The organism is Ochrobactrum sp. 19YEA23 (assembly GCF_029909865.1).
Lineage (GTDB): Bacteria > Pseudomonadota > Alphaproteobacteria > Rhizobiales > Rhizobiaceae > Brucella > Brucella gambitense.
The window spans coordinates 43896-62938 of record NZ_JASAMQ010000014.1 but is presented as its reverse complement, the minus strand read 5'-3'; the positions used below and the strand labels follow the sequence as shown (position 1 = coordinate 62938).

Genomic DNA, 19043 nt, shown 5'->3' with positions numbered 1-19043 from the left:
AGTTCCATTATCATGACGTTATCGACGCGTATCGCGCCGCACCTTCCCTATCTTCGTCGTTTCTCCCGTGCCCTCACCGGTTCTCAGGCATCAGGCGATGCCTATGTGGCTGCGGCGCTCGAAGCCCTGATCGCGGATGTGAGCATTTTCCCGGATACATCGTCGGACCGCATCGGGCTCTACCGCCTGTTCAGCGACCTTTATAAGACCGCATCGATTCGCGTACCGGAACAATCATCGGAGATCGGCTGGGAACAGCGGGCAAACCGCAATCTCGCCCATATCGCACCTCTCCCGCGCCAGGCTTTCCTGCTGGTTGCCGTGGAAGGCTTCAACGACAAGGAAGCCGCCGAGGTTCTCAATGTCGACGATGCGGAACTGGGTCGTCTTCTTTCCTCTGCATCGACGGATATCTCGCGTCAGGTCGCAACCCGCCTGATGATCATCGAAGACGAACCGCTGATCGCCATGGATATCGAGCAGATGGTCGAGAGCCTCGGTCACGAGGTCGTTGGCATCGCCCGTACCAAGGATGAGGCGGTTGCGCTTTATGAAAAAGAAAAGCCGCGCATGGTTCTCGCCGATATCCAGCTTGCCGATGGCAGTTCGGGCATCGACGCTGTGAACGAGATTTTGAAGGATGATACGATCCCTGTCATCTTTATCACGGCCTTTCCGGAACGCCTGCTCACCGGCGAACGCCCCGAGCCGACCTTCCTCGTTACCAAGCCGTTCAATCCTGACATGGTGAAGGCGCTGATCAGTCAGGCACTGTTTTTCGAAGAGGCCTCTCAAGTCGCGGCCTGATATCGGTCCGCAATCAACAAGTTCGGTGAATTTGACCGTCTCCGGGAGAAGGAAAATCCCCTCTCCCCGGAGCGGATTTTGTTTCCCAACTTGCAACCTTAAGGCAAACCCGCCTTCAACCTGAGATTATTCCTTTTTAAACGCTGGTAGGAACCGAATGCATAGCAAAGACGTTTATTCCTCACATACAGAAGAGGAGATTGGATATGCTTTACTACGCGCTCGTATTTCTCGTCGTGGCTCTGGTCGCAGGTGCGCTGGGCTTTGGCGGCATTGCCGGGGCATCGGCGGGTATCGCTCAGATTCTATTCTTCGTGTTCCTCGCTTTGCTCGTGGTATCGCTGATCGCTTCGGCAATCCGCAAGGCTTGATGAAACGACGAAAGGTCCAGCTGAAAACTGGTCCGTTTCTGGCCGCAAACCGGCCGTACCGATATGATCAACAGCATACCGTCGCGCGAAATTGCGCGGCGGTTTGTTTTCTGAAGCGAAATGAGCCCCACCGCACAGATCTTCAGTCAAAACACGCCATCCGGGCCAATCGACAGTCATCGAGACTATAATGAGCGCATCAGACCTGCCATTACGCGAAGCCGAACCGGATGCAGCCCGTCTGCGCGCGCTCCTTCGGGCCGTTCGTAACAGCAATGTCTGCGTACTCTATCAACGCCCCGATCTGGCCTATGCGTGGGGCGAAAATCTTCCATCCTATTGGCAAAAAACCTGGAAAGCCGGCGGCACCGATGAGGATTTCATCGTTTCCACGTCATTGGCCAAATTGAAGGCGGCCAAGCAAACTGCGCTTGAAACCATGACGGCGCAAAATGTCGAACTCTCCATCATGGATGGCAACAAGATCCACTGGATCGAACTGCATATCGATTGTGACCGCGATATAGACGGCAATCTGCTCGGTCTGGTAACCACTGCGCTTGAAATCAGCGAGCTGAAACGTCGCGAGCAGGTGTTGAAAACCCTTTTGCGCGAAGTCAGCCATCGCTCCAAGAACATGCTGGCCATCGTGCAGAGCATCGCCAGCCAGACCGCGCGCTTCACCGATACGATCGATGATTTTCTGCTGAAATTCCGCGGACGCATCCAGTCGCTGTCCTATTCTCAGGATCTGGTGACCGATTCCAACTGGCGCGGTGCCCTCTTCCGCGAGCTCGTCCATTCCCAGGTGGAAAAATATATCGATGTCACTGATGAGCGCCTGAGTCTCGAGGGGGACAATCCGTATCTGTTCCCCGGTGCAGCACTTCATGTGGGCCTCGCGCTCCATGAACTCGTGGTCAACGCCACATCGTTTGGCGGGCTTTCCATACCTTACGGCCGTGTGGCGATCTCGGCGCATGTTATCCGGGCCGACAACGAAGAAGAGAAGCTGGTTTTTAGGTGGGAAGAAACCAATCCGGCCATGCCGGAAGTCTACCAGCACGACCCGCGATTCGGCAGCGCGGTCCTGCAGCGCATTGTCCCCGCCTCGGTCAACGGGCAGGCACAATACCGCATCGATGGCACCGGCGCGGTCTACTCACTGACTATTCCCGCCGAACAATTCGATTCCTGAGCTTCCGATCTGCCGTTTCGACCAAATAAAAGCCGCCATGGGCGAACCATGACGGCTTATTAAAATGAGCGAGACGCCTGCTGGCACAACGGTTCACCGTTTGCGCGGCGTTCACGCCGTCCACCCTTTGGGGGAGTTGGGGCGAACTGTGAAGACCGTGTTGGGGGGCGGGGTCACGGCCTTCATGCATCAAGAACGCGACCACCGAAAATTGGTTCCGTCAGGATTTTATTTTTTTGCAATAAAGTTCAAGACGGTGATGAACGATCTCATAGCCGAGCGATCGGGCGATTTCTTCCTGCAATTTTTCAATCTTGTCGGAGCGAAACTCGACCACATCGCCCGAATCCATATCGATGATATGGTCGTGATGCGCAGCGCTTGCCTGTTCGAAACGCGAAGGACCACCGGCGAAAGCGTGACGGTGGATCGCGCCGCGCTCTTCCAGAAGTTTCATGGTGCGATAAACGGTCGACAGCGAAATGCTGCTATCGATCTCGACCGCCCTGCGGAAAATCTCCAGCGCATCCGGATGGTCTTCCGTTTCAGTCAGAATGTTCAGGATGATCCTGCGCGGGCGCGTGATGCGCACACCGGTCTGTCGCAGTTCCTGTTCGTAATCGGGCTTTTTATATCGTTCGCTCATGCGCCGATTATGCACCTTCACGCCGCCAGTTGCAAATTTTCGCAACTGGAATAAATCCGATCTCCCCAGTCCATTTTCGCTTCCGGTTTTGCACTGTCAAACCCGCCAGCTGATCAGTCTCCCAAAATTCAAATTAATGTGGACGACGATTATCGGGCATATGGGCGTTTGGGAGGGCTTCCATGTATTGGTTCAATGTTGGGCTTACGGCATTTTTCGTGATGGTGATCGTACCGGCTGTCATATTGCTGGTTGTCGAAGAATTGCGCGGTAAGGGATAGCTCCGCCCGCGCGCCTTCGAACCGAGTGAAATTGCACATCGAACCGCTGTTAATGCTGCAGTTTGTTGTCTATCGGAAAATATGTCGGAAATGACTGGTACGCCCAAGGGGAATCGAACCCCTGTTTGCGCCGTGAGAGGGCGCCGTCCTAACCGCTAGACGATGGGCGCATAGGGTCTGTTGTTGGCTGATATAATCGCCCTTACGGAAAAGCGCAATCCGGGAATGTAAAAAGGCGGCCACTGGCCGCCTGTTTAAATGTGCAACGCACCCCGATCTTACTCGACGCTGCCGAGCTTGATGCGGCCGATCACGCGGGATTCGCGATAATCGTAAATGATGAGTTCGGTGCCGCCGTCGGGCAACAGCGTTTCCAGCGAAAGCTGATCGCCGGACAGGCTCTGCGACAGGAGGCGCGTGCCGGGAACGAGGTTGATCTGCGACTCGATCAGCTTCGGCGGTTCCGGCTTGACAGGCTGCGCTGCGGCCTGACCTGGAATATCCGAACGCGCTTCCTGCGTGGCAGGGGTTTCGGGCGCGCGATTGATCTTGTAGACAACAGCGGCGAGCACGGCCATAAGACCGATCAGCATAACGCCGATGGAAACGGCCAGAAGCCGGATCATCTTGCGGCGCACACGTTCCATAGCCGGATCAAGCACTGGCTCGGACGGTTGTTCGTCCTGATAATAGCCCTGCTGATAGTCCTGATATCCTGAATCCTGCTGATTCTGGTATCGCGGATAGTGTGGATCCTGCATTAAATGACTCCGGTTCATGCACCCGTGGCGCGTGATAACGAAGGGAAGAGACAATTGAAAGAACTAATTGCCGACACTGATGCTGCGGGCAAAAGATTGGACCAATGGCTGGCCGCAGCATTAGGGCCGGAACTCTCCCGCAGTCGCGTTCAGTCCCTGATTGCCGAAGGTCATGTGACCATCGACGGTGAACCTGCTCGTGAAACCAAGCAGAAGCTGCGCGAAGGCATGAAGATCGCCATCGTGCTGCCCGAGCCTGAACCTGCCGAACCGCAAGGCGAGAACATTCCCCTCGATATTCTTTACGAGGACGATGATCTCATCGTGATCAACAAGCCTGCTGGCCTTGTCGTTCACCCCGGCAACGGCAATTGGACGGGAACGCTTGTCAATGCCCTTATATATCATTGTGGCGATAGCTTGTCCGGCATAGGCGGAATCCGCCGTCCGGGCATTGTTCACCGTCTCGACAAGGATACGAGCGGCGTCATGGTCGTGGCCAAGAATGACCGTTCGCATCGGCATTTAAGCGAACAATTTGCCGACCATGGCCGCACCGGCGATCTGGAGCGCGCTTATCTCGCCCTCGTCTGGGGCATGACCGAGCGCCCGCAGGGTATCATCGATGCGCATGTCGGACGCTCGCATCGCGACCGCACAAAGCAGGCCGTGGTGAATGAAGAGCGCGAAGACGCGCGCCACGCCGTCACCCATTACACGACGATGGAGAAATTCGGCCCCCGCGAGGATGCCACTGCGCTGGCTTCTCTGGTGGAGTGCCGTCTTGAAACCGGTCGCACGCATCAGATTCGCGTCCATATGGCCCATATTGGCCATCCGCTGGTCGGCGACATGGATTACGGCAGCGCCTACAAGACCAAGGCGAACAAACTGCCGGAACCACTGAAGGAAGCGGTAAACGGCTTTCACAGGCAGGCGCTTCACGCCTGGCTTCTCGCCTTCACGCATCCCGCAACCGATGAATTGATGCGTTTTGAAGCGCCGGTGCCCGAAGACATGGAGCACCTACTGGAAAATTTCCGCGCGCACTCCATATAATACTGTCAGGTCTTCCGGTTCTTCCTCGCATCGCAGTGCATGTAAACATGGACCTTGAAGCGAACCGGAAAACCGAACCAACACCAATCCGGGTGCAGTTGATGTCAAAACTGCACCTGGATCATCAGGAACAGTCAAATCCAGCGCGCTTTACAAAATGCGTCTGCAACTTTTCACGCAGACCAGCGTTCACATTGCAGTGACAGATTGTTTCATGAGTTAAAGGATCGTGTTTTCGCCAAAATCATGCCTATATATGGAGGCTCGCGTGAGGGAAGTGCAGGAGGCAGCCCCCGCGACAGGTTCGCCAAATGGGAACCTGAAATTATAAAGGAGGGTGCTCTATGGCCCAGATGAATCTCCCGAGCATTACGTCCGGCGACGGTGGCCTTACCCGTTACCTGGAAGAGATCCGCCGTTTTCCCATGCTTGAGCCGCAAGAAGAATATATGCTGGCCAAGCGTTATCATGAACATACCGACCCGAAAGCCGCCCACAAGCTGGTGACGAGCCATCTGCGTCTCGTGGCGAAGATCGCCATGGGTTATCGCGGCTATGGCCTGCCCATTGGCGAGGTCATTTCCGAGGGCAATGTCGGCCTGATGCAGGCCGTGAAGCGCTTCGAACCGGAGCGCGGTTTCCGTCTTGCCACCTATGCCATGTGGTGGATCAAGGCTTCGATTCAGGAATATATCCTGCGTTCGTGGAGCCTTGTGAAGATGGGCACGACTGCCAACCAGAAGCGCCTGTTCTTCAATCTGCGCAAGATGAAGAGCAAGATTCAGGCGCTCGATGATGGCGATCTCCGCCCGGATCAGGTCAAGCAGATCGCGACCAAGCTGAATGTCAGCGAAGACGAAGTGGTTTCCATGAACCGCCGTCTGTCGGGTGACGCCTCGCTCAATGCGCCCCTGCGTGCAAGCGAAGGGGAATCCGGCGAATGGCAGGACTGGCTGGTCGATGACAGCAACAGCCAGGAACAGGTTCTGATCGAACAGGACGAGCTGGAAAACCGCCGCTCGATGCTCGAACAGGCCATGGACACGCTGAATGATCGCGAGCGTCGTATCTTCGAAGCCCGCCGCCTTTCCGACGATCCGATGACGCTGGAAGACCTTTCCAGTGAATTCGGCATCAGCCGTGAACGCGTGCGCCAGATCGAAGTGCGTGCCTTTGAAAAGGTGCAGGCTGCCGTCAAGGCTGCCGCATTCAAGCAGCAAAAGGCGCTGAACCACGTCGAACCCGCTCACGCTTAAAGCCTGAACAAATTGAACTGTTTTCTGCCGCAGGATGCCTGAAGCACCCTGCGGCAGACTTGTTTCTGGACGAGGCTATTCCCCCGCTTCCCCGATATCGAGCGCAAATCCCTCATCGATCCAGCCGGTTATCCCGCCAGCCATGATCTTGACCGGTCTGCCAAGGTCGGCAAGCCGCAGAGCGCCACGCGCTGCGCCATTGCAATGCGGCCCCGCGCAATAGGTGACAAACACCGTCTCTTGCGGCCATTCCGCCATTTTCGAACCGATGATCTTGCCATGCGGCAGGTTGATCGCGCCCGGAATATGCCCTTTTGCAAACAGGCTCGGGCCGCGTACATCGAGAAGTACGAAATCGGCGCCCTTCGAAAGCGCATCGTATACATCCCAGCAATCCGTCTCGAAGGCGAATTGTTCTGCAAAATGTTCCCGTGCCACAGCACTTGGCGCGGCTTCTATGGCAGTCACGGCGGATTTGGCCGCAGTCTTCATCGCGATGGTCATGGCGATCTCCTGTTGTGTTCGCCATTCTTTTCGCTCGAATAACCGCCCTCTTGCAATTGGCGTGATTGACAATATACGTAAAGATCATGACAAACCTGAAGCCTCAGCTCACCGGCCCGCTGGTCGTAGCTCTTCTCTACGATGGCCTCTGCACATTCGAATTCGGCATCGTCGCCGAAATCTTCGGCCTGCCGCGCCCGGAAATGGGACCGGACTGGTACCGTTTTGCCAGTTGCCCGATTGAGGACGGCCCCTTGCGCGCGCATGGCGGTTTCATCATTACCCCGGACCGTGGGCCGGAACTGATTGACGAGGCCGACATCATCATCGTGCCCGGTTGGAAAGGCGCAGATATTCCCGTGCCCGAGGCGATCTGCGAAAGGCTGCGGCGCGCGCATCAACGGGGTGCACGGCTGGCTTCAATCTGTTCCGGCGCATTCGTGCTGGCGGCAACAGGTCTGCTTGACGGAGGTGAAGCCACGACCCATTGGCGCTATGCGCAAGCATTGCGCGACGGACACCCGGATATTGTAGTCGATGATGCATCGCTCTATCGCGAGCACGACCGCATTTTGACTTCTGCCGGAAGTGCTGCCGGAATGGACCTGCTGATCGAAATCGTGCGGCAGGACTTTGGGCCAGCGGCCGCCAACTCCGTTGCCCGTCGTCTGGTCATGCCAGCCCATCGCACGGGCGGACAGGCGCAGTTTCTCGAAAGACCCGTGGCCAAACGCGAAGGCACCGAAATCAGCCCCCTCCTCGACCGGATCAGAAGCAATCTCGCTTCGGAATGGACCATCGAACGGATGGCCAGCGAATGCCGCATGAGCGCCCGCACTTTTTTGCGGCGTTTTACGGAGGCGACCGCCACCACACCCGGCGACTGGCTGGTTGCCGAACGGGTGACGACGGCCAAGCAGCTGCTCTGCCAGAGCCCCGTCAGCATCGACGATATCGCCGTTTCCGTGGGCTTTGGCAGCGCATACACGCTGCGCCATCATTTCCGGCAGAAGATCGGCATCAGCCCTGTGGAATATCGCAGGCGGTTCCTCGCGGAACCGTCATCCAACCGCAACAAAAGCTTCAAATAACTGCAATGGAAGGCCTTTAGGCACAAAGCGTGTTTCACCGATGCCTAAAGGACATCCCATGAAAAAGCTCCTGCTTGCCGCAGCCCTCGCCTTGACCGCTGCCACTGCCGCATCTGCTTCCGACTATGTTTCCTATCTCGATTATCCGCAGAAGGAACAGGATGGGAAGGAATTCTTCACGGCCATCGAAATCCCACAGGGCAGCTTCACCAAATACGAAATCGACGACAAGACCGGCCATATCGTTGTCGACCGCTATCAGTCGATGCCGGTCATCTACCCGGCCAATTACGGCTCGATCACCAGCACGCTGGCAGGCGACGGCGACCCGCTCGATGCGCTTGTTTACACGCGCGAGCCGATCGTACCGGGCGCCATCATCAAGATTCGCCCGATCGGCGTTCTGAAGATGATCGACGGCGGTGAAAAGGACGACAAGATCGTGGCCGTTCCGACCTCGGGGATCGATCCGACCTACGACAACATCAAGGAAATCGCCGATCTGCCGAAGATTGAGCAGCAGCGTCTGGAAGCCTTCTTCCGCGTCTACAAGCAGTTGCCGGAGGGCCGCAAGGCCGTAGAACTCGGTGGCTTCGATACGGCTGAAGCCGCGCAGAATGAAGTTGCCGAAGCCATCAAGGCTTTCACGGAAAAGAACAAGAAATAACTGCAGATATTTTTGAGGAACGCATCCCGAAAACTTCGGATGCGCTCCATCTGCAAACAAAAAGGCCGCTCACGCGGCCTTTTTCATTCTGCTGTCCGGTGCTTTAGTTTGTGCCCAGAACGTCGGTGAAGGCTTTCTCGCCCGGCACACCCTTTTCAAGGCTGATGAGCGCGCGGCGACCATTGCGATAGGATACCGGAATATCGATCCATTGCAGACGGCGCATCAGCGACAGGTTGGTGTCCTGTGCCGTGCGGGCATCGTTGAGCCAGATGATGAAGAAATTATCCGCGATCTTGGATGGAACCGCGATCAACGGATTGCCCGCCGCCTGCTCCGTATCCTTGAAGGTAATGCGCTGGACATTGTCGATCACTCCGCCCGAGAAGCCTTCCGGAACGGTGAATACCATTTCGATCAGATGGCTGGCCGGAATAGACTGATCCGTATTCTTGCGGATCGTCATTTTCAGCTGAACATTGCTTGTCGGCATCGTCACCGTGCCGCGCACCGCCGGTTCTTCCGGCTGACCGTCACCCGGGCTTTCCTGAATGACCGACCAGACAACGTTACCCTTTTCTACCGAACCGGATTCCGTGCCGCCGCGCTCTTCATAAAGCAACGCCTGCTGGCCGACAGCCACAGCCTGCTGCGAAGCCGGCGTCTGTTCGCCCGGCGTCGCCGGAGCGCCAGATTGCGAGCCAGCCTGAGAACCGGAAGGCGTAGACGCAGCCGTGGACTTGCCTTCGCCGAGACCAGCCGCACCGCCAGCCGGACCTTCATCGGTCTCGCTGCCATCCGGCATCAAACGCTGGGTGAGTTTCTGCTCGCCAGCCGGTTGCTGCGTCTGCTGTTCAGCGGGTGGGGTCGTATCATTGTCTGCCGCATGGCTATCAGCCGGAGGCGGTGTCTGGGTTTGCGGTGTCGCATTGCTGTCGCCGCCGCTCGCAGCCGGGGTCGACGGTGCATCGTTGCGCCCGAGGCTCGATGCGAGTTCCTGAATCTTGTCCTTGTTGGCCCATACGCCATAACCAGCACCGCCCAGAACGAGCAGAGCAACAAGACCGGCGATCAGGCCCTTATAGGAGCGCTTTTCCTTGACGGTGCTGCGCTCGATATATTCGCTGCGGCGCGCTTGCGCCTTTTCCTTGGCGCGGTCGATTTTCCAGTCGCCGCTGCGTTCTGCGCTGAACGAGGCATCTTCATCATGCTCGGACGCGCGCGTCTGGCGCTCTGCCGCTGGTGCAGCCGGAAAAGTGCTGTCGTCATCGTCCTCGTGGTGAGCACGCGACGCGCTTACACCCTGATTCGCTTCCTGCAGAAAATCTTCCAGCGCATCATTGACCGGATCAGGGGCTGCTGCGGCAGCAGCGGGAGGCGCATAAAAGGCTTCGACTTCGGCAATCGCGTCTTCGAGAATATTGCGCTGGCGTACCGCCACAGCTTGCGAGGCATTTGCCGTCACAAGCTTCTGCTCGATCGTTGCGCGCGCCTTCGCGTAAACGCGCTGGCGCAATTCAGGCGATTTGTCCGCCTGCGCATCGATCGTCTTTTTCAGTACAGCTACAAAATCCGCCATTCCGTCTTACCCGGTTTATCGCCCGTTCAGATACCACAAGCACTGGATGCAATTAAATGTCCCAATAATCACAATAATCAAGGGAAAGCAAAGTGTCTGGCAGTAATTAAGCGAAGCTTTTCAAAACGATGAGGCGAAATAGCGGCAGATTTGACAAAGCTTCGAGCATTTTCTGGCCAATCTGAACCACCGGACACCACTGCAACGCTCAAAAACTGAAAACCCGAAGCAGTTTATGCAAAACTGCTTCGGGTTGATCAATAGCGCGATCTTGAAAAGATCAATCCTGGAACGGATCGGTGACGAGGATGGTATCCTCGCGTTCCGGGCTGGTGGACAGCATAGCCACCGGAGCGCCGATCAGTTCTTCGATATGGCGAACATATTTGACAGCCTGCGTCGGAAGATCGTTCCACGAACGTGCACCTGCGGTCGTTTCCGACCAGCCCGGCAGCGTTTCATAGATCGGCTTGACGCGAGCCTGCGCGCCCATGGAGGACGGCAGATAGTCGATGCGCTTGCCATCGAGTTCATAGGCAACGCAGATCTTGATTTCGTCCAGACCGTCGAGAACATCGAGCTTGGTCAGCGCGATGCCGGTGATGCCGGAAGTGCGAACCGTCTGACGCACGATCACGGCGTCGAACCAGCCGCAACGGCGCTTGCGGCCCGTCACCACGCCAAATTCATGGCCCTTGGTGCCAAGGAATTCGCCGATTTCATCGTGGAGTTCCGTCGGGAACGGACCCTCACCAACGCGGGTCGTGTAGGCCTTGGTGATGCCCAGCACATAGCCGATGGCTGTCGGGCCGAGGCCCGAACCGGCAGCAGCCTGACCGGCGACGGTGTTGGACGAGGTCACGAACGGATAGGTGCCGTGGTCGTTGTCGAGCAGAGCGCCCTGTGCGCCTTCGAACAGGATGCGGGCGCCAGCCTTGCGGCGCTCGTCGAGCACGCGCCAGACCTGATCGATATAAGGCAGGATTTCATGGGCAACCGAGGTCAGTTCCTTGAGGATCGTCTCAACGGCGATTTCCTCGAGGCCCATGCCGCGACGCAGCAGATTGTGGTGCGACAGCAGGCGCTCGACCTTTGGCTCCAGCGTTTCCGGCTCAGCCAGATCGATGACGCGGATGGCGCGACGGCCGACCTTGTCTTCGTAAGCAGGACCGATGCCGCGCTTGGTGGTGCCGATCTTGAGGCCCGAATTTGAGCCTTCGCGCATGGCGTCGAGATCGCGGTGGATCGACAGAATGAGCGGTGCATTTTCGGCAATACGCAGAACGTCCGGAGAAATCTCGATGCCCTGTGCGCGCAGCTTCGCGACTTCAGAAACGAAATGATGCGGATCGACAACGACGCCATTGCCGATGACGCTGAGCTTGCCGCGCACCAGACCGGACGGCAGCAGCGAAAGCTTGTAGCTGACGCCATCGATAACAAGCGTATGACCTGCATTATGACCGCCCTGATAGCGCACGATGACATCGGCGCGTTCGGACAGCCAGTCCACGATCTTACCCTTGCCCTCGTCGCCCCATTGCGACCCGACGACAACCACATTTGCCATTTAAGAAAACTCCTCGGTCGGCATGAAGCATTTCCAGCAAAAGTGCGAAGCGGTTTTGCGTTCGGAAATGCGTAAAACTAACTATTGGCCGTTGATAGCCCAAGGATCGCAAGCTTCCCCGAAAAGTCGACGGGGTGCTGATCCCTCGTCTCTATACAGAGAGAATCTTTGCTGCGCGACTCTTTCGTGCAAAAAAAATCACGATTTTCGACCGGCGCGGGAGTTTTACCCTGCTCTCACCATATAGATGGCATCATCCGAGTAGCTTTTCAGCTTTTCTTCCAGTGCGGGCAGATCTCGGGAGACGAAGCCCTTCTTTTCCCAGAAACCTTCGGAATTATTCACGGCCACAAGCGACATGGTGAAAAAGCCATCGGTCTCGGCCTGGGCGGCCATCAGTTCCAGCACGCGCGTGGCGGCACCGGCGGAGCGGGCAGCAGGCAAAAGCGCGATGTCGTGGATATAATAGGTGCTGGTATCTTCCGGCAATTCGCCGAGAACGGAATTCAGCGCGGGAACCGTATCGAGTTTCCAGGGATGGCTGATGCCATAACCCAGAATGTCGGTGTCACGGGCATAGACGAAACATCCCGCCGGGTAGAGCTTGAAGCGGTCCCTGAAGACCGCCTCATCCTCGAAAAAGTCGAGATGGACCACATTGGCTACCACAGTCACGCGCTCGATATCCTGCTCGTGCATGCGCCGCCATTCCGGCTGTGCCATCTCTTCAGTCATGTTTTCAAACTTCTCCGACGTTGAACTCAAGCGGTGTTGCCGCCTTGATTGCCTCCTGAGCTATCAGTTCGTCAAGTGCTGCATGCGGAATCTGTTCATCCACATAGAGCATGGCAATGGCGTCACCACCGGGATGGTCGCGTCCAAGTGAGAAATTTGCGATGTTGATATTGTGCTTGCCGCAGATCGTGCCGAGCAGGCCGATCATGCCTGGAACGTCCTTGTTCGTGACGTAGAGCATGTGCGGACCGACCTCGGCATCGAGGTTGATTCCCTTGATCTGGATGAAGCGCGGCTTGCCGTCCGAGAAGCAGGTTCCGGCGATGGAGCGCTCGCGCAGCGTCGTGCGGACAGTCAGCTTGATATAGCCGTCAAAAATACCGGATTTGTCGCGCCTTACTTCCGAAACGATGATGCCGCGTTCCTTCACCATGATCGGTGCCGAAACCATGTTGACGTCGGCAACCTGCGGGCGAATGAGACCAGCCAGAGCAGCACTCAAAAGCGCGCGCGTGTTCATGCCGGAGGTGGAGCCGTCGAACAGCACTTCCACTTCCTCGATCGGTTCGTCGGTCACCTGACCGACAAAAGCGCCCAGAACTTCTGCAAGCTTCACAAATGGACGCAGGCGCGGCGCTTCTTCAGCAGTGATCGACGGCATGTTGATGGCGTTGGAAACCGCACCCTTGACCAGATAGTCCGACATTTGTTCGGCTACCTGAAGCGCAACATTTTCCTGCGCTTCCGAGGTCGATGCGCCCAGATGCGGCGTACAAACGACATTTGGCAGGGAGAAAAGTTCATTCTCCGTCGCAGGCTCGACTTCGTAGACGTCGATACCGGCACCGGCCACATGGCCTGATTTCAGCGCGGCAATGAGGTCCTTTTCTACGATCAAACCGCCGCGGGCGCAATTGACGATGCGAACGCCGGGCTTGGTCTTGGCAAGGCTTTCCGCATTGATGAGATTGCGGGTTTTGTCAGTCAGCGGCGTGTGCAGCGTGATGAAATCGGCGCGGGCGAGCAGCTCGTCCAGCTCCACTTTCTCCACGCCCAGTTCCTGCGCGCGCGCTTCCGACAGGAACGGATCGAAAGCAACAACATGCATCTTGAGGCCGATGCCGCGCGTGGCGACAATCGAACCGATATTGCCGCAACCGACGACACCGAGCGTCTTGCCGGTGATTTCCACACCCATGAAGCGGTTCTTTTCCCACTTGCCTGCGCGAGTGGAAGCATCGGCTTCCGGCAACTGCCGCGCTACGGCGAACATCAGCGCAATGGCATGTTCTGCCGTGGTGATCGAATTGCCGAACGGCGTGTTCATCACGATGATACCGCGACGCGACGCGGCCGGGATGTCAACATTATCCACGCCGATACCGGCGCGACCGACAACCTTGAGATTTTTGGCAGCAGCGATCAGCTTTTCCGTGACCTTGGTGGCCGAACGAATTGCCAGACCGTCATACTGACCGATGACTTCGAGAAGCTTTTCCTTATCCTTGCCGAGATCGGGCAAGTAATCGACTTCAACACCGCGATCCTTGAAAATCTGGACGGCAGTAGGCGAAAGCTTATCGGATACGAGAACGCGAGGTGCCATTTGGGCCTCCTTTTGTTTTGAGCACATCTTGTCCGAAAGCCGTTTCACACTTTTCGGGATGTGCTCGAACATGTCCTGACCAAGCATTTCAAGCAATGAGCTTGCAGATGCGCAACGCATTTGGCTCATTCTGGCTCATGCGAAATGCTGCAAATATTGGGGAATGCGAGCCGTGGCCTAACCGGTGGCCAGCCACGGCTTAAACAGGAGCGAGCCTCAGGCAGCAGCCTTGAGTGCAGCTTTCTGCGCTTCAAAAGCCCAGTCGAGCCAATGGGTCAGCGCTTCCAGATCGGACGTTTCGACCGTGGCGCCAGCCCAGATACGCAGGCCGGAAGGCGCATCGCGATAAGCGCCGATGTCATAAGCGACGCCTTCTTTTTCCAGCGCCGTGACGATGCCCTTGGCAAAAGCTGCCTGAGCTTCGGCAGAAAGCGCCGTCACTTCAGGATCAACGATGGTGAGGCACACGGAAGTGTTGGAACGATTTTCCGGCTTGGCGGCCAGATTGGCGATCCATGGCGTCTTGGCCACGAAAGCATCCAGAACGGCAAAGTTGCTGTCGGCACGTCCGACAAGCCCGTCAAGACCACCAATCGACTTCGCCCAGTTGAGCGCATCGAGATAATCTTCCACGCAGAGCATGGATGGCGTGTTGATGGTTTCGCCAACGAAGATGCCTTCGATCAGCTTGCCGCCGGAAGTCATGCGGAAAATCTTGGGCAGCGGCCATGCAGGCTTGTAGCTTTCCAGACGCTCGACCGCACGCGGGCTGAGGATCAGCATGCCATGCGCGCCCTCGCCGCCAAGAACCTTCTGCCAGGAGAAGGTGACGACATCGAGCTTCGTGAAATCCAGACGCTGCGCGAAAGCCGCAGAGGTGGCATCGCAGAAGGTAAGGCCCTTGCGATCAGCCGGGATGAAATCGCCGTTGGGAACGCGCGCGCCAGACGTGGTGCCGTTCCAGGTGAAGACGACATCACGGTCGAAATCGACCTGCGAAAAATCGACAATCTCGCCGTAAGGCGCTGTGAAGGTGCGCACATCTTCGAGCTTGAGCTGCTTGGTCACATCCGTAACCCAGCCCGAACCGAAGCTTTCCCACGCGACCATATCGACGCCACGCGCGCCGAGCATGGACCACAGCGCCATTTCCACAGCACCGGTATCGGATGCCGGAACGATGCCGATACGGTAATCGGCAGGCACCTGCAGGATTTCGCGGGTAAGGTCGATGGCGTCCTTCAGCTTGGTCTTGCCGATTTTCGCGCGATGCGAACGGCCAAGAGCGGCATCGACCAGCGCATTGAGCGACCAGCCGGGACGTTTTGCACAGGGACCGGATGAAAAATTAGGGTTAGCCGGGCGAACTGCCGGCTTCGCAATCGTCGTCATGTTGTTTCTATCCTCTCAGATAGCACGCGTCTCGGTGGGGAGACGTGGCCCACTGATGGGAATAGCGGAAAGCGCATTTTTCCACAACATGGCTTTTCGGGAATATTTTACTCTGAAATCGAGCAAGAAGGCGCAAAACGTAGAACCTCCTTGCAAGAACGAAAAAGGGCCCCGAAAGGCCCTGTCTTCAGTCAGCTTCTGACAACATGAATTACCAGGTCGTGAAGCGAATACCGGCGCGCAACTGATGCGACTTGATATCCTTGTCGCTGATGGAACCAGCGTTGGTGCTGACGACATCGCCGCCGCTGATGACGCCATAACGATAGCCGAGATCGAGCTTGATGTTCGACGCAACGTCGATGCCGACGCCAGCCATCAGCGCCCAGGCAAAACGATAGTCGTCGTCGGACTTGAAGTCGCCAAAGCCGGTGTCGAAGGTATAGCGCACATTGGCAAAGCCGAGGCCACCGCCGAGATAAGGCGTGAAGCCAGCGAAATTGCCGAGGTCCACATAGCCGTTCGCCATCATATCCCAGATACGGGCTTCGGCAGGGAAGCCATCCAGATCCTGCTTGGAATAGCTACCCGTCACGTCGGCGCGCAGATAGTCGGTGAACTGATAGCCGATACCAACCGATGGCACAAAATTCTTGTCCAGATCGAAGCTTTGGGAAGCGCTGTTCCCAAACCGGTCGCTGGCAGTAAGTCCGGTTTTCGATGAAATATTGTAGCCGAGATCGCCGCGCAGATACCAGCCGGAGCCGACTTCTACAGGCTGCGCTTCGACGACAGGTTCATAGCCAATGGCATCAAGATCGGCCGCAGAGGCAACGGATGCAACGCTGAAACCCGCCAGAGCAACAACCGACAGGTTGAGAGCACGCCACTTCGCAAACATGATGAGATCCCCGCTCATAAGAATAGTCTCAATTATGAACGCCTATGGTTAATACCAGATAAAAATTGGGATTCATTTAAGGAATACAGCAAAGAAAAAGGCCCGGAAAACCGGGCCTTAGACGATCAGGTATGGAGGTATCTTACTTGTAGACGGGACCGTCAACGATGGTCGAAACCTGCTGCGGTGCGTAAGGCGCATTCGATCCGCCGAACATGTAACGCAGGCCGACGCGGACGTCGTGGACGTCCATGCCCTTGTCGTAACCGTCGCCGAGATACTGACCGCCCTCGAACATCTTGCCGCCATTGATATGGCGATAGCGATAGCCTGCATCGAGCTTGAGGTTCTGCGTCAGATCGACGGAAGCACCAGCCATGAGGGCATAGGTGAAGCGCCAGTTGGCTGTGCCTTCCACCGAGCCGCCATAACGTGCATCCTCGATATCGTTCCAGCGCACGCGCGTTCCACCGATACCAGCGCCGACATAAGGCGTGAAGCCGGCGAAATTGCCGAGATCAACATAGGCATTGGCCAGGATCGAAAGGGCCGAGAAATGGCTGCGTTCGTCGGAGGCGCAGGAAGCGTCGCCGTTACAGGCCGAACCGTAGGTATGGCCCTCGAATTTCGAACGGGTCATATAGTCGACCGTCAGATCGGTACGGAAGTAATCCGTCAGCTGATAGCCGACACCGCCGCCGATCAGGAAGGAACCTTTCAGGTCGCCCGACAGTGTGTTGCTGCCGAATGTCGAGGGGCCGCATTCGCAGTTGTCGATCGTGGCATAATCCGCATCCTTGAATTTCGGCTTCGAATAGCCGAGATCACCGCGCAGATACCAGCCGCCAACAGCAGGCGGCGCTACAACCACTTCCGGAACCACTGGCGGTTCGATCATATCAGCCGCCAGTGCGCCCGTGGCCATCAAGGCGACAGATGCAGCCAAGCCGCCGAAAAAAGTTTTCACAAGACCGTTCATCATCTGCCCCATTGAAATATCATGACGCCAGAGCGCCATCCTCGCTTTCTGTAGGGAACATAAATTTGAAAGGTTAATTACAACTTAACCTTGTTTTTTAACGATCCTTTTTAATAAATCTTAGACCTAGCTAAAATAAAAACGGCGCGTCGGAGACACGCCGTTTCAATCATTCAAAATGGTTACTGGGTTAAGCCGCGTTGCCGACCGACGAGATGACATCAACGATATCGTTGACCACCTTCTCAACCAGAACGCGATCATCGCCTTCCGCCATCACGCGGATCAAGGGCTCGGTTCCGGATGGACGAATCACGAGGCGACCCTGCACGCCAAGGCGCTCGCGCGCTTCATCGATGGCGTTCTTGACGTTCTTGTTTTCCAATGGCTTGCCGCCTGTGGTGCGCACATTCTTGAGCAATTGCGGCACCGGCTCGAACTTGCGGCAAATGTCGCTAAGCGGCTTTTCGGCTTCCTGCATGACTGCAAGTATCTGCAAGGCAGAGATCAGGCCGTCACCCGTCGTGGCGAAATCCGACAGAACGATGTGGCCGGACTGCTCGCCGCCCACATTGAAGCCATGTTCGCGCATATGCTCGACGACATAGCGATCACCAACCTTGGTGCGGGCGAGCGTCAGATTGTGATCAGTCAGGAATCGCTCAAGTCCAAGATTGGACATGATGGTCGCGACAATACCGCCACCGGTCAGCCGATCGGTATTGGCCCATGATTCGGCAATCACCGCCATCAGCTGGTCACCGTCGATCACCGATCCGGTTTCATCGACCAGAAGCACACGATCCGCGTCGCCATCCAGCGCAATGCCGACATCGGCGCGCAGTTCCTGAACCTTCTTCATCAGGCCAATCGGATGGGTCGAACCGCAATCCTCATTGATGTTGATGCCGTTTGGCTCGTTATTGATGGTGATGACTTCAGCGCCGAGTTCCCAGAGCGCAGCCGGAGCCACCTTGTAGCCTGCACCATTGGCGCAATCGATCACCACACGCAGCCCGTTGAGCGCGATATTGCGCGGCATGGTGCGCTTGGCAAACTCGATATAGCGGTAAATATCGCCGTCCACGCGCTTGGCCTTGCCGATAGCGCCATGGCTTGCCAGCAGAGACGACAGATCGCCCTCGATCAGCTTTTCAATCTGCATCTCGATCTCGTCCGACAGCTTGAAGCCATCAGGACCGAACAACTTGATCCCGTTGTCATAATACGGATTGTGCGAAGCCGAAATCATCACGCCGATATCTGCGCGCAGCGAACGGCAGAGCATGGCGACAGCAGGCGTCGGAATCGGTCCGAGCAGAAACACATCCATGCCCGCCGCTGTAAAACCAGCAACCAGCGCGTTTTCGAGCATATAGCCTGAACGGCGCGTATCCTTGCCGATCACCACCCGCGAAACATGACCCGAACGACGGAAAATATGACCCACTGCCATGCCAACTTTCATGGCGATATCGGGCGTCATGGGGAAACTGTTCGCCTGTCCGCGAATACCGTCAGTTCCGAAGTATTTCCGTGTCATATATTTAGCCTTGCGTTGAGCCACGTCGCCATCCCGGTGCCGTCGATATATGCCGCTCATTTCAACCAGAGCGCAAGAGTCGCGCAGGCCCGCAACT

Annotated in this window: 18 protein-coding genes and 1 tRNA gene; 7 read left to right on the top strand and 12 right to left on the bottom strand. The window is 56.7% G+C overall.

The genetic code is table 11. From position 1 onward, the window contains the following. Positions 1-12 precede the first annotated feature (12 nt). The 3 genes from QBD01_RS23590 to QBD01_RS23580 all read left to right on the top strand — a co-directional run bounded on the left by QBD01_RS23590 (position 13) and on the right by QBD01_RS23580 (position 2376). Positions 13-807: a response regulator gene (locus QBD01_RS23590; protein WP_182521650.1), complete on the top strand. Its 795-nt coding sequence runs from the start codon at positions 13-15 to the stop codon at positions 805-807. Positions 808-1013: 206 nt separating this feature from the next. Then, positions 1014-1178: a DUF1328 domain-containing protein gene (locus QBD01_RS23585; RefSeq protein WP_007876538.1), complete on the top strand. Its 165-nt coding sequence runs from the start codon at positions 1014-1016 to the stop codon at positions 1176-1178. A gap of 190 nt (positions 1179-1368) precedes the next feature. Then, a complete protein-coding gene (locus QBD01_RS23580; protein ID WP_280994767.1) occupies positions 1369-2376 on the top strand; it encodes a sensor histidine kinase in 1008 nt (335 codons plus the stop codon). Between the two features lie 220 nt (positions 2377-2596). On the opposite strand, the gene QBD01_RS23575 is transcribed toward QBD01_RS23580, so the two are convergent. From QBD01_RS23575 to QBD01_RS23565, 3 genes are all read right to left on the bottom strand, one after another. Continuing rightward, positions 2597-3022, bottom strand: a complete 426-nt coding sequence (locus tag QBD01_RS23575) for a Fur family transcriptional regulator (RefSeq protein WP_280994766.1) — start codon at positions 3020-3022, stop codon at positions 2597-2599. Between the two features lie 376 nt (positions 3023-3398). Next, a tRNA-Glu gene (locus QBD01_RS23570) sits at positions 3399-3473 on the bottom strand. Between the two features lie 108 nt (positions 3474-3581). Next, on the bottom strand, positions 3582-4064 hold the full coding sequence (locus tag QBD01_RS23565; protein ID WP_078339460.1) for a hypothetical protein: 483 nt from the start codon (positions 4062-4064) through the stop codon (positions 3582-3584). 3 nt (positions 4065-4067) lie between these two features. On the opposite strand from QBD01_RS23565, the gene QBD01_RS23560 reads away from it, so the two are divergent. Continuing rightward, a complete protein-coding gene (locus QBD01_RS23560; protein ID WP_280994765.1) occupies positions 4068-5123 on the top strand; it encodes an RluA family pseudouridine synthase in 1056 nt (351 codons plus the stop codon). 344 nt (positions 5124-5467) lie between these two features. After that, positions 5468-6379: an RNA polymerase sigma factor RpoH gene (gene rpoH / locus QBD01_RS23555; protein ID WP_078339462.1), complete on the top strand. Its 912-nt coding sequence runs from the start codon at positions 5468-5470 to the stop codon at positions 6377-6379. Between the two features lie 75 nt (positions 6380-6454). Here rpoH and QBD01_RS23550 read toward each other — a convergent pair whose 3' ends face one another. Then, complete coding sequence (locus tag QBD01_RS23550) at positions 6455-6883, bottom strand: rhodanese-like domain-containing protein (RefSeq protein ID WP_280994764.1); 429 nt, start codon at positions 6881-6883, stop codon at positions 6455-6457. Between the two features lie 86 nt (positions 6884-6969). Here QBD01_RS23550 and ftrA point away from each other — a divergent pair, with 86 nt between their 5' ends. After that, complete coding sequence (gene ftrA / locus QBD01_RS23545; RefSeq protein WP_280994763.1) at positions 6970-7974, top strand: transcriptional regulator FtrA; 1005 nt, start codon at positions 6970-6972, stop codon at positions 7972-7974. Positions 7975-8032: 58 nt separating this feature from the next. Next, a complete protein-coding gene (locus QBD01_RS23540; RefSeq protein ID WP_280994762.1) occupies positions 8033-8641 on the top strand; it encodes an inorganic diphosphatase in 609 nt (202 codons plus the stop codon). Between the two features lie 103 nt (positions 8642-8744). On the opposite strand, the gene QBD01_RS23535 is transcribed toward QBD01_RS23540, so the two are convergent. From QBD01_RS23535 to glmM, 8 genes are all read right to left on the bottom strand, one after another. Further along, positions 8745-10220 (bottom strand): transcriptional regulator, encoded by a 1476-nt coding sequence (locus QBD01_RS23535; protein ID WP_280994761.1) that lies wholly within the window; start codon positions 10218-10220, stop codon positions 8745-8747. A 280-nt stretch (positions 10221-10500) separates the two neighbouring features. Next, positions 10501-11790, bottom strand: a complete 1290-nt coding sequence (locus QBD01_RS23530; RefSeq protein WP_280994760.1) for an adenylosuccinate synthase — start codon at positions 11788-11790, stop codon at positions 10501-10503. 225 nt (positions 11791-12015) lie between these two features. Next, a complete protein-coding gene (locus tag QBD01_RS23525; protein ID WP_280994759.1) occupies positions 12016-12525 on the bottom strand; it encodes a GNAT family N-acetyltransferase in 510 nt (169 codons plus the stop codon). A 4-nt stretch (positions 12526-12529) separates the two neighbouring features. Further along, positions 12530-14131, bottom strand: a complete 1602-nt coding sequence (gene serA, locus QBD01_RS23520) for a phosphoglycerate dehydrogenase (RefSeq protein ID WP_078339469.1) — start codon at positions 14129-14131, stop codon at positions 12530-12532. A 216-nt stretch (positions 14132-14347) separates the two neighbouring features. Next, positions 14348-15523: a phosphoserine transaminase gene (locus tag QBD01_RS23515; RefSeq protein WP_280994758.1), complete on the bottom strand. Its 1176-nt coding sequence runs from the start codon at positions 15521-15523 to the stop codon at positions 14348-14350. 211 nt (positions 15524-15734) lie between these two features. Continuing rightward, positions 15735-16424, bottom strand: a complete 690-nt coding sequence (locus QBD01_RS23510) for a porin family protein (protein ID WP_280994757.1) — start codon at positions 16422-16424, stop codon at positions 15735-15737. A gap of 142 nt (positions 16425-16566) precedes the next feature. After that, positions 16567-17403, bottom strand: coding sequence for a porin family protein (locus QBD01_RS23505; RefSeq protein ID WP_280994795.1), 837 nt, complete (start codon positions 17401-17403; stop codon positions 16567-16569). Positions 17404-17593: 190 nt separating this feature from the next. Next, the gene (glmM, locus tag QBD01_RS23500; protein WP_280994756.1) at positions 17594-18946 is read right to left on the bottom strand and encodes a phosphoglucosamine mutase; all 1353 of its coding nucleotides are present in this window, start codon (positions 18944-18946) and stop codon (positions 17594-17596) included. Positions 18947-19043 lie beyond the last annotated feature (97 nt).